Annotated in this window: 13 protein-coding genes; 8 read left to right on the top strand and 5 right to left on the bottom strand. The window is 61.6% G+C overall.

What is annotated here, in order from left to right:
• Positions 1 to 57 precede the first annotated feature (57 nt).
• Together FGZ14_RS02550 and FGZ14_RS02555 are read left to right on the top strand one after the other, a co-directional pair.
• On the top strand, positions 58 to 1,491 hold the full coding sequence (locus FGZ14_RS02550; protein ID WP_180754462.1) for a PAS domain-containing protein: 1,434 nt from the start codon (positions 58 to 60) through the stop codon (positions 1,489 to 1,491).
• 8 nt (positions 1,492 to 1,499) lie between these two features.
• Positions 1,500 to 1,907 (top strand): two-component system response regulator, encoded by a 408-nt coding sequence (locus tag FGZ14_RS02555; RefSeq protein WP_139920895.1) that lies wholly within the window; start codon positions 1,500 to 1,502, stop codon positions 1,905 to 1,907.
• Between the two features lie 77 nt (positions 1,908 to 1,984).
• Here the strand turns inward: FGZ14_RS02555 and FGZ14_RS02560 are convergent, their stop codons facing one another.
• A complete protein-coding gene (locus tag FGZ14_RS02560; RefSeq protein WP_139920897.1) occupies positions 1,985 to 2,302 on the bottom strand; it encodes a hypothetical protein in 318 nt (105 codons plus the stop codon).
• A gap of 488 nt (positions 2,303 to 2,790) precedes the next feature.
• Here FGZ14_RS02560 and FGZ14_RS02565 point away from each other — a divergent pair, with 488 nt between their 5' ends.
• The 4 genes from FGZ14_RS02565 (at position 2,791) to FGZ14_RS02580 (ending at position 5,726) form a co-directional block, all read left to right on the top strand.
• Positions 2,791 to 3,132 (top strand): hypothetical protein, encoded by a 342-nt coding sequence (locus FGZ14_RS02565; protein WP_139920899.1) that lies wholly within the window; start codon positions 2,791 to 2,793, stop codon positions 3,130 to 3,132.
• 33 nt (positions 3,133 to 3,165) lie between these two features.
• A complete protein-coding gene (locus tag FGZ14_RS02570) occupies positions 3,166 to 3,441 on the top strand; it encodes a hypothetical protein (protein WP_139920901.1) in 276 nt (91 codons plus the stop codon).
• Positions 3,442 to 3,684: 243 nt separating this feature from the next.
• The gene (locus FGZ14_RS02575; RefSeq protein ID WP_139920904.1) at positions 3,685 to 4,497 is read left to right on the top strand and encodes an alpha/beta fold hydrolase; all 813 of its coding nucleotides are present in this window, start codon (positions 3,685 to 3,687) and stop codon (positions 4,495 to 4,497) included.
• Positions 4,494 to 5,726 carry a HAMP domain-containing sensor histidine kinase gene (locus FGZ14_RS02580; protein ID WP_139920906.1) on the top strand — a complete coding sequence of 411 codons (1,233 nt, stop codon included), beginning with the start codon at positions 4,494 to 4,496 and terminating at the stop codon, positions 5,724 to 5,726. The genes FGZ14_RS02575 and FGZ14_RS02580 overlap by 4 nt, the downstream gene beginning before the upstream one ends.
• A gap of 127 nt (positions 5,727 to 5,853) precedes the next feature.
• On the opposite strand, the gene FGZ14_RS02585 is transcribed toward FGZ14_RS02580, so the two are convergent.
• The 4 genes from FGZ14_RS02585 to FGZ14_RS21960 form a co-directional block, all read right to left on the bottom strand.
• Positions 5,854 to 6,444, bottom strand: a complete 591-nt coding sequence (locus tag FGZ14_RS02585) for a DUF1989 domain-containing protein (RefSeq protein WP_139920908.1) — start codon at positions 6,442 to 6,444, stop codon at positions 5,854 to 5,856.
• Positions 6,413 to 7,105: a guanitoxin biosynthesis heme-dependent pre-guanitoxin N-hydroxylase GntA gene (gene gntA, locus FGZ14_RS02590; protein ID WP_139920910.1), complete on the bottom strand. Its 693-nt coding sequence runs from the start codon at positions 7,103 to 7,105 to the stop codon at positions 6,413 to 6,415. Before gntA ends, FGZ14_RS02585 begins: the two co-directional genes overlap by 32 nt.
• 431 nt (positions 7,106 to 7,536) lie before the next feature.
• Positions 7,537 to 8,169: an alpha/beta fold hydrolase gene (locus FGZ14_RS02595; RefSeq protein ID WP_257883323.1), complete on the bottom strand. Its 633-nt coding sequence runs from the start codon at positions 8,167 to 8,169 to the stop codon at positions 7,537 to 7,539.
• Positions 8,112 to 8,492 (bottom strand): hypothetical protein, encoded by a 381-nt coding sequence (locus tag FGZ14_RS21960; RefSeq protein WP_257883324.1) that lies wholly within the window; start codon positions 8,490 to 8,492, stop codon positions 8,112 to 8,114. The genes FGZ14_RS02595 and FGZ14_RS21960 overlap by 58 nt, the downstream gene beginning before the upstream one ends.
• 247 nt (positions 8,493 to 8,739) lie before the next feature.
• Here FGZ14_RS21960 and FGZ14_RS02600 point away from each other — a divergent pair, with 247 nt between their 5' ends.
• Positions 8,740 to 10,437, top strand: a complete 1,698-nt coding sequence (locus FGZ14_RS02600) for an NAD(P)/FAD-dependent oxidoreductase (protein WP_139920914.1) — start codon at positions 8,740 to 8,742, stop codon at positions 10,435 to 10,437.
• 413 nt (positions 10,438 to 10,850) lie between these two features.
• Entirely contained in the window at positions 10,851 to 12,458 is a 1,608-nt protein-coding gene (locus FGZ14_RS02605; protein ID WP_139920916.1) for an OmpA family protein, read from the top strand.
• Positions 12,459 to 12,522 lie beyond the last annotated feature (64 nt).

Raw genomic sequence — 12,522 nt, forward strand, 5'->3', positions numbered from 1 at the left:
GGGAAAAACCCCCTAAAGTGCTGCTGCGTCTTGCTTAATTTATTTGTGTTGGGGCCTATGAACCGCGACGTACGACAACTATTGGAGGGAAAGAAGCGGTTTTGGTCGTTATTTGAGCATAACCCCGATCTAATTCTCTTTCAGGACGCTGCCGGAGTTATCCTGGATGCCAACCCGGCTTTTCTGGAGGCCGTGCACCAGACGCGGGCCGAGGTTCTGGACCGCCCCTTCCGGGATTTTTTACCGCCCGATAAGGTGCCCCTGTTCGATGAAAAACTGGCCGAGGCGTTTCGGGGAACCAAGGTAGCGTTTGAGGTAAACGTGCAGCTGCTGGGGGCCGAGCCGCGGGTACTGCACGTAACAAAGGTGCCGCTCTGGCTGAATGGGCATATTCCGGGCGTGCACATGATAGCCCAGGACGTTACTTCCGAAGCCGCTTCCCGGGCCATCATCGAGCAGCAGATCAAACGCCTGCACACCGTTCTGGAAAGCATTACAGATGCCTTTTTCCTGCTGGATAAGCACTGGACCTTCAGCTTCATCAACAGTGAGGTGGAGCGCCTGCTGGGCATGAGCCGCGAGCAGCTGCTGGGGCGCATCATCTGGCAGATATTCAAAAACGAGGACCTCAATCAGTTTTACCGCCAGTGCCGCTACGCCGTGGCTACGGGCCAGGCCGTGCACTTTGAGGCTTTCTTCGAGCCGCGTCAGCTCTGGCTGGAAATCAAGGCTTTCCCCTCCCAGGAAGGCCTGTCCGTGTATTTCACCGACATCACCGATAAGGTAAAGGCCCACGAGCAGCTCTACCGTCAAAACAAGGATTTGCAGCAGTTCGCCTACATTGTGTCGCATAACCTGCGGGCCCCGCTCACCAACATGCTGGGGCTGCTGGATTTGCTGGTGGCCCAGGCCGGCAATGCCCCCGAGTATGCGCCCCTGCTCAGCCACCTGCAACTCAGCACCCAGCAGCTGGATACGGTTCTGCACGACATGAACACGATTCTGACCATCCGCGACAAACAGGGGGTATCGGAGCCGGAGCTGGTGCCGCTGGCCGAAGTGATAGAGCAGGTAGTTGTCAACCTGCAGGACCTGCTGGAGCAGTGTGGCGGGCAAGTGCACTGCACCGTGGCGCCCGAGCTGTGCGTGCACGGCAACCGGGCCTACGTGTACAGTATATTCTTTAACCTCTTGTCCAATGCCATTAAATACCGCTCAGAGCACCGCCCTCTGCGCGTAGATGTTACGGCCGCTGCCGGGACCGGCCCCGAGCCAGCCGTGCAGGTAGTGGTGGCCGATAACGGCTCCGGCTTCGATGTGCAGAAGGCCGGCCCCGATGTTTTCCGGCTCTACAAACGCTTTCATTCCCAGCCCGCGGGGCGGGGCCTGGGCCTATACCTGGTGAAAACGCACGTAGAAGCTATGGGCGGTCATATTTCAGTACACAGCGAAGTAGAGGTTGGCACCCGCTTCATTTTACGCTTACCCTAGCATTCTGTATGCACACTGTTTTAATCGACGACGACTCAACCAGTATTTTTCTGATGCGCCTGCTGCTGCAGCGCGAGGAGTTTGCTGACCATATCACGGCCTTCCAGTCGGCGGAGGAGGCCCTGGGCTACCTCCAGCAGGCGCCTGCCACCCAGCTGCCCAAAGTAATTCTGCTGGATCTGAACATGCCCGTCATGAATGGGTGGGAGTTTCTGGAGGCCCTGCAGCCCATCGTTCCCCAGGTACTCAGCCACACCCGCATCTACATCCTGACCTCGTCTCTGGCTCAGACCGACATGGCCCGAGCAGAGCAGAATCCGCTGGTAACGCGCCTCATCCATAAGCCCCTGGATAAGCTGGAGCTGCAGCTCATCAGGGCCGAGGCCGAGCAGGCCGACGATACCGGAGCCCTGTAGGCGCGGCGCGGCAGCGGCTTCCGCCCGGAGCGGGGGGTAGCCCTGAAGGCGCTGTGGCGGGGGCCCGGGCCGATAGCTCAGGCTGCGGGCGCGGCCGTATGAAACAGGCGGCTGAGCTGCAGCAGGTGCAGGCATCGGGCCAGCACCGGGTCCACGTTATGCAGCCACACATCGGCGCCGGCATTGTGCAGCACCAGCAGCTCCGAAACCACGTAGCTGACGCCCAGTGTCCGCAGGCACTTCAGGGCGCCGCAGTCGATGAGCAGGCGGGGGCGGGGCTGCCGGGGGCTGCCCGGCAGGGTGCCGGCCACCTGGGCGGCCGTCATCAAATCCAGATTAATAGCTGTGAAGCCGGGCGTTAGCGGTAGTCGGGAGGTTAGGGACGTGGCAGGCATACAGGTGGCGTTAGAGGTACACAAGTAGCAGAATAGGTGGGCGGCCGGCAGCCGGATAAGTGCCGGACTATCCCAGTATTACAAATCTAGTGCTCAATCAGTCAGATAGATAGGGTTAAAATACTGATTTACTGATCCGTACTTGCCCCCTGCCGCGAACGTAGTTATGCCGCGTGGGCTGCGGGTAGGGCAGGGGGTAGCCCGCCGGGAAACCGGCTCCCGCCCAAGGGGTGATGGGGCTTTCCGCGCATCAGCTGTATAGTAAGGAAGGTAGAGAAAGTTGAACTTAAGCGTCGGGATGCCGCTTGGTTAAAGTACCAGGGCCTTCCAGGGGGGCGGAAGCGGTAGCTTTCCGGGCGCGGTACCCGCTGGCTTCCGGCGTTTCCGCCTGACGGCGCTTTCTGGAGCAGAACTGCTTACCTTGTTGCGCCAGGTAACCCGGGCGGCCGACTTATTTTCTTCTGACTGATTCCTTTTTTCCTATTCTGATGACCGATGTGTACCTGCGAGGCTTAGGCTTTGCCCCCACCGATGAAACCAACAAGGCCAGCCGACCCACCTTCAGCCAGGCCTGGCGCTACCAGCACCAGCGCGTAGCCCAGGATGGCGCCCGGCTGTTCATTGAGCATCCGCTGGGCATTGACTGCTGCCGCCTGAGTGCCGTGGCCGCTCCACTAGCCGCGCAGGATGTATTCGCTACCCTGCCCCTCCACGACGAAGCAGGGCTGGAAACGGCCGTAGCGGCTTACTATGCGGCGCACGGTGGGGTAGGGCCGCTGGCGCCGCATACCAGCCCCTCCATGTACCGGCCCTACCGGCGGCAGGAGTAGGAGCCGCCTTTTCTTTTGCCTTATACCCCACCTATGGACCAGGACCTGCAACTTAGCCTCGCCAATAATGCCAAGGAATGGCTGGCCTTATCCCTCTCAATATCTTCGGCCGAAAAGCAGGCGTTCAGGAAAGTCCACGATGGATTTTTTACCAGCTACGGGGCCAAGTTTATGGCCCATGTTTACCGGACCACCTTTGAGCAGATGCTGCAGAGCATGCCGGATACGGAGCGCAACCGGCTGCTAACCACCCTCCAGTATGTAATGGATCAGGCCATTGATGAGCACTACGGCACCCTGCACGGCTAAGCGCCGACGGTAACCCGCACACCCAGCGCCCTGGCAAACTGCCGGGGCGCTGGCGTTTCCGGCGGCGCGAGCAGGCCCCGGCCGGCTCGTGCTTTCGGCGGCTTCCCCGGGCCCAGGGCCTGAAAAACGAAGCCAGGCTGGCCGCCTTATTCCGGAACCGCTACCTTAGAGGTAGGCGCCGAGGCCGGCACCAGGGCGGTGGCTGGGCCGCGCTTATCTTTTTACAGGCTTGATTGCTCGGCTATGGATGTTCTCAAACGCAACAACGTCACGGTTTCCGGCGCCGGGCAACGGGCGCTGGTGTTTGTGCACGGCTTCGGCTGCGACCAGCGCATGTGGCGGATGGTGGCTCCCGCGTTTGAGGCCCATTACCGGACGGTGCTGCTGGATCTGGTAGGCGCCGGCCACTCCGAGCTGACGGCCTACAACCCGGCCCGGTACAGCACCCTGGCCGCGCACGCCGAGGATGTGCTGGCCGTGCTGGCGGCCCTTCACCTGACGGAGGTAGTGCTAGTGGGGCACTCCGTAAGCGCCATGATTGGGGTGCTGGCCGCTATTCAGGAGCCGGAGCGCTTTTCCCGGCTGGTATTGGTAGCGCCCTCGCCCCGCTTTATTAATGATGCCGGCTATACCGGCGGCTTCGAGCAAACCGATATTGAGGAACTGCTTGAAGCCATGGACAACAACTACCTGGGCTGGTCGGGTGCCATTACGCCCGTCATTATGGGGCACCCCGAGCAGCCGGAGCTGGCGGCCGAGCTGAATGCCAGCTTCTGCCAGACCGACCCCACCATTGCCCACCATTTCGCGCGCGTCACCTTCCTCTCCGATGTCCGGCCTGAGCTGCCGCGGCTACGCACGCCCGCTCTGATTGTGCAGTGCTCCCAGGACGCGCTGGCTCCCCTAGCCGTGGGCGAGTACCTGCGGGAGCAGCTAGCCGGCAGCGAGCTGGTGGTGCTGAATACCTCCGGCCATTGCCCCCACCTGAGCGCCCCGCAGGCCACCACGGCAGCTATTCACCACTATTTGGGCACCGCACCCGCCCCCAGCCAATGAGCACTGCCGCCGATGAGCCCCTGCCCGAGCTGGACCTGCGCCTGACCCAGGAAAACCTGGAAGACCTGTATGAGCATGCCCCCTGCGGCTACTGCAGCTGCCTCCCCGATGGTACGCTGGTAAAGCTCAACCAGACCCTGCTGGGTTGGCTGGGCTACACCGCCCCCGAGCTGGTAGCCCGCCAGTGCCTGCAGCAGCTGTTTACCGTTGGCGGGCGCCTGCACTACGAAATGTACTGCGCGCCCCTGTTGCTGCTGCAAAACCAGGTGCGCGAGCTGAGCTACCTGCTGCGGCGCAAAGACGGAACCACCCTGCCCGTGCTGATGAGCGCTGTGCTGCTGCGCGATACCAACGGGCAACCCCTGGTGGTGCGCGTTACCCTGTTTGATATTACCGAGCGCCGCAAGTACGAGCAGGAGCTGCTGCGCGCCCGCCAGCAGGCTGATGAGCAGCGCGAGCAGGTAGCCCTGGCAAACGAGCAGCTGACCCGGAAAAACGAGCAGCTCAGCCGCATCAACGCCGACCTGGATAGCTTCGTGTACACGGCCTCCCACGACTTAAAGCAGCCCATTGATAACATGACCGGTCTGTTTCAGGAACTGCGGCGCACCGTTAGGTTCTCCGACGCCGAAGCCGTGCCCATGCTGGAAATGTTTGCTGAGGCGTTGCAGCAGATTCTGGGCACCATCCAGGGCCTGACGGAGGTAGTGCAGCTGCAGCGCCAGCTGGAGCAGGTGCCCACCGAAACCATAGAGCTGCGCCCGTTCACCGAGGAAATTGTCCGCAGCCTGCAGCCCTCCGAGCCCGCGGCCACGTTTGCCCTCGATTTTGAGGCGGCACCTACTGTCAGTATGGCGCGCTCCAGCCTGCACAGCATGCTGTACAACCTGCTCAGCAACAGTCTGCGCTACGCCCAGCCCGGGCGGCCGGCCCACATCCGGATTAGCGCCGCGCCGGCGGGTAGTGGGCTGGAGCTCAGGGTGCAGGACAACGGCCGTGGTATTGATCTGGTGCGGCATGAGCGGGAGTTGTTCCAGCTGTTCCGGCGGTTTCATCCGGAGGTAGCCGGCACGGGCATGGGCTTGTACCTGGTAAACCGGCTGGTAAACCAGGCCGGCGGCCGGATAGAGGTAGAAAGCGCCGTGGGCCAGGGTACCACCTTCCGGGTTTTTCTGCCCCACAGCATGGTCGCCCTACCTGCCTCCGGGCCAGGTGCTACCCCCGCCTAAATCCCTTTGCCCGGCTGGGGCCCGGCAGCTTATCAGCAAGTCCTCTCCGCGTCCGGAAAGCAAAAGCCCGGCTACCAGACCCTACTAAATAAGGGTGGTAGCCGGGCTGGGCAGGATAGCCGGCCGCTCAGTCCAGAATCTGGTAGCCAATGGGCTTAAAGGCGTAGTTGTTCGACATTTCCGCCGAGCAGGCCGTCATGCCGATGAGCAGGTCGGTTTTGGCTTCCAGCACCACGTAGTCGCCGGCTTTGCTCTTGGGGGGTAGCACATCCACCTTGCCCGTATTGCCATCCACGGTTACGTGCATGAAAATGTTGAAACAGATAGGAATGGCATCGGGGCTGATGCCGTACTCCTGCAGGGCCTCACAGAGGTTGCCGAAGCAGCCCCGGTGCGGGTGCTGGTGCCCATAAATAATGCGAAACGTATCGGCGCTGCAGGGCGTGAGCAGGAAGTCGTGGCGGCCCACGGTGTCCTCCACCAGCTCGAACATAATGTTGCTGCGGTTGGAGTAGAACGGGTGCCCCTTGGTCAGGAAAATGGTTTCGGCGTAGTCGATGGTGCGTCCCGAGGACAGGTACTCGGCTCGGTCCTCAAGGTTGTAGCAGATAAAATCCGATACCTGTTCGCCCTCTATATCTACTACCTTCAGCTTCTGGCCTTTGCGCAGTACGAAAGCGGTGCCGCTACGCGGCGGAATGATGGTTAACTGATTCATGCTGACTTAAAAAGGGACATTTCCAGGCTTCGGTGTACAGTTTGCCGGTGTATTGGTAGGCCTCCGATGCCTCCCCGAAATCCTGGAGCATGGGGTTGATGGAGCCGGAGTACGCCACGTCGCGGGTGCGGATGGTGTCGCGCAGGTTCTCGTAGCGGCCGTTAGCCCGAATCTGCTCAAACTGGGCGTGGGCATTGAACACTAGGGTGGGGTAGGAAAACTGCCGGGCCGGGCGGGAGCTGCCGGGGTGCAGCCCTATCACAAAGAAGGCCTCCTCTTTCAGGCTGAAGCTGAAATCGGGCGAAGTAGGGTCGGCTACCACCCGCCGGTCGTAGTCGTAGCGCTGGGCATCCAGGTTGGAAAGGGCTTGCAGGCGCTGCCAGAACAGTTCCTCAAACAAGGCCTCGTTGGGCGTTTCGGGACCTTTGAAAATAACAGCGGCGCTGTGGTAGAGCTTGTCCGACTGCCGGTAGTCATCCACGAACTGGTAAATAAAGTCCAGGATAGCGGCGTCGTCTTTGGGGCAGGCCAAGTGGTCAACCACCAAGCAGTGAAGCTGATTCCAGGTCAGGGCCGTCTTGGCGGCTACACACGGGAATTCTTTCTTATTTATAAAAGAAAGATATTCCTTCGTGTATATATTATCTTGTGTATCAATCATGTGGTAAGGCAGGTTTTTCAGGAGAGAATGAAATAGTCATACTTTCCTTTCAGGCTTTTTACGCGTAACCTCGACCAGATGTTGACCCAACAGTAATATGGCCCGGGTGGTAGGGCCTGCGGCCCTACGCTTCAGCCAGCGCACGATACACGGCAGGCACCGAAGCCAACCGCTTAGCTAAGCGGTAGTTACCGGGTAGCATTGCATACGGGTAAACTACCGTTGAGTGACGGAAAGAAGTTTTTACCCAGACTTTCTCAGCGGTAAGTGTCATAAAATCATACACAAAAAATGCCCGGTGGCTGGCCGTGGCCAAAGCTCACCCGGGATTTTAGCGGCTGGCCTGACCCTGCTCACAGGCTATAAAAAACGCAACCGGCCCGGCAAACACCGGCGCCGGTTGCGGCCGAAACCCAGGGTAGGAACTATGCTTAGGCGCTCTTGCGGCTCAGGCCCTTAACAAAGCTCAGCACAGCCTTGCGGAAGGCCGCCGGGGCCTCCACGAAGGGAACGTGGCCGGTTTGGAGCCGGGCCACGCGCTGGTCGGGAAAGCGGAACTGGCGGTAGTGTTCAGGCCCTACGCAGTAATCGGTGGTGCCCGTAATAACCAGCACGGGAGCAGTAATGGCGGGTGTGAGCAGCGTAAAATCTTTGCGGTAGTCGGGCAGGCTGAAGCCGTAGCCGCCAAACTCGCCGGTGCCGGGGTTGCCCTGGTCGGCGGCGGTTACCTTCTGGTGGCCGGCCTGGGTTTGGTACTGGAGCTTAAACCAGCCGTTCTGGGCCGTCAGGTGGGGCATGAGCAAGCCAAAACGCTCATCCAGGGGCTTGCTTTCATCGAGGAAAGCAGCCGGATCGGGCACCTGCACAAACTGCAAGCCGTGGGTTAGGGTGCTGGTCATGGCCTCGTGCAGGTTTAGGGTGCAGTTGATGAGTACCAGCCCACGCACGCGCTGGGGGTAGCGGACGGCATACTCGGTGGCAATGGTGCCCCCGAACGAATGGGCCATCACGACCCAGCTTTCCAGGCCCAGCTGCTGGCGCAGCTCTTCCAAGTCCTGCACCATCCGGTCGAGGGAGTAATTGTGGTCGGGGGCATTCTGGGAGCGGCCGCTACCCCGCTGTCCATCCAAATCATCTGGAGCCGGTCTTCGAGGCTGGGGCCGGCCAGGGCCTCAGGCATGCCACTCCAGGCGCCTGGTCCGCCGTGCACGAACACGCACGGCAGGCCCTGGCCCGATATTTTGGTGTACAGCCGGACCCCGTCGGAGGTGGTGATAAGCGGCGTACCGTTGGGCAGCTGGGTCGGGGTAGGGGCGGCGGCCAAGGGGCGGAAAAGCAGCAGGTGCAGCAGCGCCATAAAAAAACCGAGGCGGAATAAAGGGAGCATAGGAGTAGAGGAGGGTGGAAGAAAACAGACTACTTCCTTACAGACGCCGCTACCCCCGGCAACCGTTGCCTACCCCACTTGGGCCTGGCAACGCCGGGAAATACCGCCCGGCTCAGGCCGAAACTACCCCGGTACCCGCCCTGCGGCCGGCTTAGCCGAAGGTTCTAAAAATAAATGTCGAGCTCTTGATTTTATCTAATAGAGAATTGCTATGTTTAGCAAGTAAATCCACCTATATCATTCTTATATGCAAAACACGCCTACACCTCTTTTTAACGCGCGTACCCCTCTGCTCCGTGCCCTGCAGCGCGCCTTCGGGCTGGCCGTTGTCGCCAACGAGCCCGGAGCCCCATCGGCCGAAGAGCTGGCTGACCTAGCCACTACTCGCACCCGCCGCGACTTTCTGACCAGCACGGCCAAAATGGGCTTGCTGGTTGGGGCCGGGGGGCTACTGGCCGCCTGTGAGGCTGATGTGGTAGCGCCCGCCGCCCCTGCCGGCCAAAGCAGCCTCGATGGCAAAGGCACCCAGCCAAACATTGTGGTAGTTGGGGCTGGCATGGCGGGTCTCAACTGTGCCTACCAGCTGAAAAAAGCGGGTTTGCGCACTACCGTTTACGAGGCCAGCTCCCGCGCCGGCGGCCGCATCTTCACGGCCCGCGACCTGATGGCCCCCGGCCTGACCACCGAGCTGGGCGGCGAGTTTATTGACAGCGGCCACCGCGACATGCTGCAGCTGGCTCAGGAGTTCGGCCTGGACCTCTACGATGTGGAGGCGCCCAGCGAAACGGTGCTAAAAAAGGATGCCTACTTCTTTGGCGGGCGCCAGTACACCGTAACCGAAGTAATTGAGGCCTTCCAGCCCTACGCCCGCCAAATTGGGACCGACATCCGAACTCTGCCGGGCACCATCACCTTCGACAACCTGACGCCCGCTGCTGCCCGCTTCGATCAGCTTTCCATTGCCGCCTACTTCGATTCCATTGGCCTGAGCGGCCTGATCCGGGAACTGCTGGAGGTAGCCTACCTCACCGAGTACGGCCGCGAGGTCAGCGAACAGTCGGCCATTAACTTCCTGTGGCTGTTTTCGGCCGCTACCAACCAAGGCGCCTTCGATATCTTCGGCGTCAGCGACGAGCGGTACAAGATTAAGGGGGGCAACCAGCAGCTCACCGACGCGCTGGCCCAGCAGCTCAGCGGCCAGATTACCCTGCAGCATAAGCTGGTAAAACTAGCTCAGAACTCCAGTAAGGAATATGTGCTGACCTTTGAGCAGAGCGGTGGCCGCCGCCTGGAAGTTACCGCCGACTACGTAGTGCTGACCCTGCCCTTCACCGTGCTACGCAAGGTAGAGCTGCAGGTAGCCCTGCCCACCTGGAAAACTAATGCCATCCAGAATCTGGGGTACGGCACCAACGCTAAGCTATTTCTGGGCTTCAATGGGCGCCCCTGGCGCACCGAGGGGTACACGGGCTACCTCTTCTCTGATTTGCCCGCGCAAAGCGGCTGGGACAGCGGGCAGTTGCAGCCCACGGCCAAATCGGCGTACACGGTGTACCTGGGCGGGCAGGAAGGCGTGCGCGTAGGCGCGGGCACGGCCCAGTCGCAGGTGAGCCGGTACCTGCCAGCGCTGGAAGCCGCCTGGCCAGCCTGCCGCGGGCAGTACAACGGCCGCGCCGAGCGTATGCACTGGCCTACCCACCCCCATACCCTGGCAAGCTACGCCTGCTTCCTGCCGGGCCAGTACAGCACCATTGCCGGCGCCGAGGGCCGGCCGGTAGATAATCTGTTCTTCGCCGGGGAGCATTGCAGCGCCTGGTACCAGGGATTTATGAACGGAGCCGCCGAAACCGGCCGCATGGCATCCGAAGACCTTCAGGCTGCCCTGCGCAAAGGCAACACGGCTCTGCACCGCCGCCTGCGTCAGCGCGAAGCTTCTTTAGCCTAGCAGCATAACCCCTGGCCTAGTCCCTTTAGCACCAAAAAGGCCCCGGCAGTTGCCGGGGCCTTTTTGGTATCGGAGAGCCCAGCGCCACCAGGAAAGGGGTAGAAACGCAACAAAGCAGCCCTGCATTTGGGCTGCATCGCTGCATTTATAAAATACAGATCAATAGCAATGTCTGAAGCGGTATAGACATGCCTACTTACGTCTAATCGTTGAATGACGACGCCTGCCCAGCGCCAGTAGGGAGAAACAAGTAGGCGTCTTTTTACCGCTTCTCAATTCGCAGCCAGCACGCAAGTGTTTGTGTGGTATTTATAATATAATTATATAAATTTGTTCTTTGTTAAGTATGGTATTACGATATTTAACCGACGTAGTCTTATTGCCAACCCTATGAGCGGGTAGTAGTGTTTCTTATGCATCCGGACCAAACGCTCGAATCCCTCCTCCAATCGGCTTTGGCCGGCCCGGCCCTGGTGCCATTGGCTGCGGCTGTGCAGGCCGAGGTACCGGTGCTTCAACAGGCCGCCGCGCAAGTGCTGAAGCTGGTGATTCCGGCCTTCGCGGGGCGCAGCCAGCAGCCCGGTGGGGCCGACGCCCTCTGGAGTTGGATAGAGGCAGGGCCTACCCCCACCTGGCAGGTGGTACTGGCTCCCGGCGAAGCGCACGGCTGGCGGGGGCGCGGCGCCACCCTGTTAGAAGCCTTGCTGGGACCTGCCTACGCCAGCCGTACAGGGTTTATAAGCCAGACCAGCGGCCTGCCGATAGAGGCTATTCCTATGCTGGTAGATGTGGTGGTAGCTGCTACGCTGGGCGTGTTGCGCGAGCAGGCATCAGCCCGGCAGCTGGATGCCGCCGGCCTCAGCTCCTGGCTGCAGCAGCAGCCGGGTGCCGTGCCGCGCCTACCCCCGCCACCTCGCCCCGCAGATACTCCGGAAACGGCTGCCGGTGCCCGCGGCGCAACTTACCGCCTGGGCCTGCTCCAGGCGTGGCAGGTGGCTCGGCGCAGCGCCGCCACCCCCCAGCACTGGGCGCTGCTGCTGTTGCCGGCCGTGGCTTTGGGCTTCGGGATAGGCCGGCTGAACTCTTCGCCTTCCGTTGCCGCCGGGCTGACAAACGGAGCCGCTTTACCGGCCGCTGTTACCGCCGGGCCGGCCACAGGCTTACAACCGACTCTGCTGCCTACCCCCCCGGCCGGCGCCGAACTGCCCGCCGCTCCCGCGAAGTATGTGGGCTTGCCGGCCGCGGCGGCTCCGGCTGCCACGCCGGGAGCCTACGCCATCGGTTCTACCATTTCCCCCTACCACTCTGAGTCGCCCGGCCAGCCCGTGCTGCTCCTGCTCAGCGACGGAACCAGCCAGCGCGTAACCACCCGCTCCACCGAGTACCGGCTCTACCGCCTGCTGGCCGGTGCCGACCAACCCGCTCCGCCTCTGGGCCCCGGCTCCCGCTGGGTTCCGGTGGACCGGGTTTACTTCCGGGCGGGGCAGGCTACCCTGCCTGCGGCGGCGCGGCAGCAGCTGCAAAGCCTGGCCAATATTCTGCGGGCTTTCCCGCGGGCTAGCTTTCAGGTGAAAGGCTACAGCGACAGCCTCGACGGCTATCATGCCCCCCCTAGGCTAAGCGAGTCGCGGGCCTGGGCCGCCGTGCAAACCCTGCGGGAATTTGGTATTGCCAAAAACCGCCTGCAGGTGCGGGCCAGTGAGGTCCGGCCCGAGGAGCTGTCTTCGGCCATGGATGAGGCCGGCAACAGCTATCAGCCCTACCTGAGCTTGCAGTTCATGGGCAACCTGCCGGCCGGCGCTCCGGTACCCGGTACCCCGGGCGGCGGTAAACCCGCAACAGGTAGCACGGCCAGTACAGTCGGCACCGCTGGCCAGGTCGCCCGCCTACGCCGCACCCGCAGCACGGCGGCCAAAGTGCGCGCGCGCCACTTCCGGGCTAAAAAACAGCGCCCGACCAAAGCCCGGCTGTGGTTCCGGCGCCTCGGCCACCGGCTGCGGGGCCAGCACTCGGGCCGGTAAGGCCTCTGCCACCTACAAAACCCACCAGGCCCAAACAAACAACGGCCCCGATGCTATATCGGGG

The organism is Hymenobacter sp. DG01, from assembly GCF_006352025.1.
In the GTDB taxonomy this organism is placed as follows: domain Bacteria; phylum Bacteroidota; class Bacteroidia; order Cytophagales; family Hymenobacteraceae; genus Hymenobacter.

What these genes read in the sequence shown, in the direction of transcription:
- FGZ14_RS02550 (WP_180754462.1), top strand. Translation starts at nt 58, where the DNA reads ATGAACCGCGACGTACGACAACTATTGGAGGGAAAGAAGCGGTTTTGG.
- FGZ14_RS02555 (WP_139920895.1), top strand. Translation starts at nt 1,500, where the DNA reads ATGCACACTGTTTTAATCGACGACGACTCAACCAGTATTTTTCTGATG.
- FGZ14_RS02560 (WP_139920897.1), bottom strand. Translation starts at nt 2,302, where the DNA reads ATGCCTGCCACGTCCCTAACCTCCCGACTACCGCTAACGCCCGGCTTC.
- FGZ14_RS02565 (WP_139920899.1), top strand. Translation starts at nt 2,791, where the DNA reads ATGACCGATGTGTACCTGCGAGGCTTAGGCTTTGCCCCCACCGATGAA.
- FGZ14_RS02570 (WP_139920901.1), top strand. Translation starts at nt 3,166, where the DNA reads ATGGACCAGGACCTGCAACTTAGCCTCGCCAATAATGCCAAGGAATGG.
- FGZ14_RS02575 (WP_139920904.1), top strand. Translation starts at nt 3,685, where the DNA reads ATGGATGTTCTCAAACGCAACAACGTCACGGTTTCCGGCGCCGGGCAA.
- FGZ14_RS02580 (WP_139920906.1), top strand. Translation starts at nt 4,494, where the DNA reads ATGAGCACTGCCGCCGATGAGCCCCTGCCCGAGCTGGACCTGCGCCTG.
- FGZ14_RS02585 (WP_139920908.1), bottom strand. Translation starts at nt 6,444, where the DNA reads ATGAATCAGTTAACCATCATTCCGCCGCGTAGCGGCACCGCTTTCGTA.
- gntA (WP_139920910.1), bottom strand. Translation starts at nt 7,105, where the DNA reads ATGATTGATACACAAGATAATATATACACGAAGGAATATCTTTCTTTT.
- FGZ14_RS02595 (WP_257883323.1), bottom strand. Translation starts at nt 8,169, where the DNA reads ATGGTGCAGGACTTGGAAGAGCTGCGCCAGCAGCTGGGCCTGGAAAGC.
- FGZ14_RS21960 (WP_257883324.1), bottom strand. Translation starts at nt 8,492, where the DNA reads ATGCTCCCTTTATTCCGCCTCGGTTTTTTTATGGCGCTGCTGCACCTG.
- FGZ14_RS02600 (WP_139920914.1), top strand. Translation starts at nt 8,740, where the DNA reads ATGCAAAACACGCCTACACCTCTTTTTAACGCGCGTACCCCTCTGCTC.
- FGZ14_RS02605 (WP_139920916.1), top strand. Translation starts at nt 10,851, where the DNA reads ATGCATCCGGACCAAACGCTCGAATCCCTCCTCCAATCGGCTTTGGCC.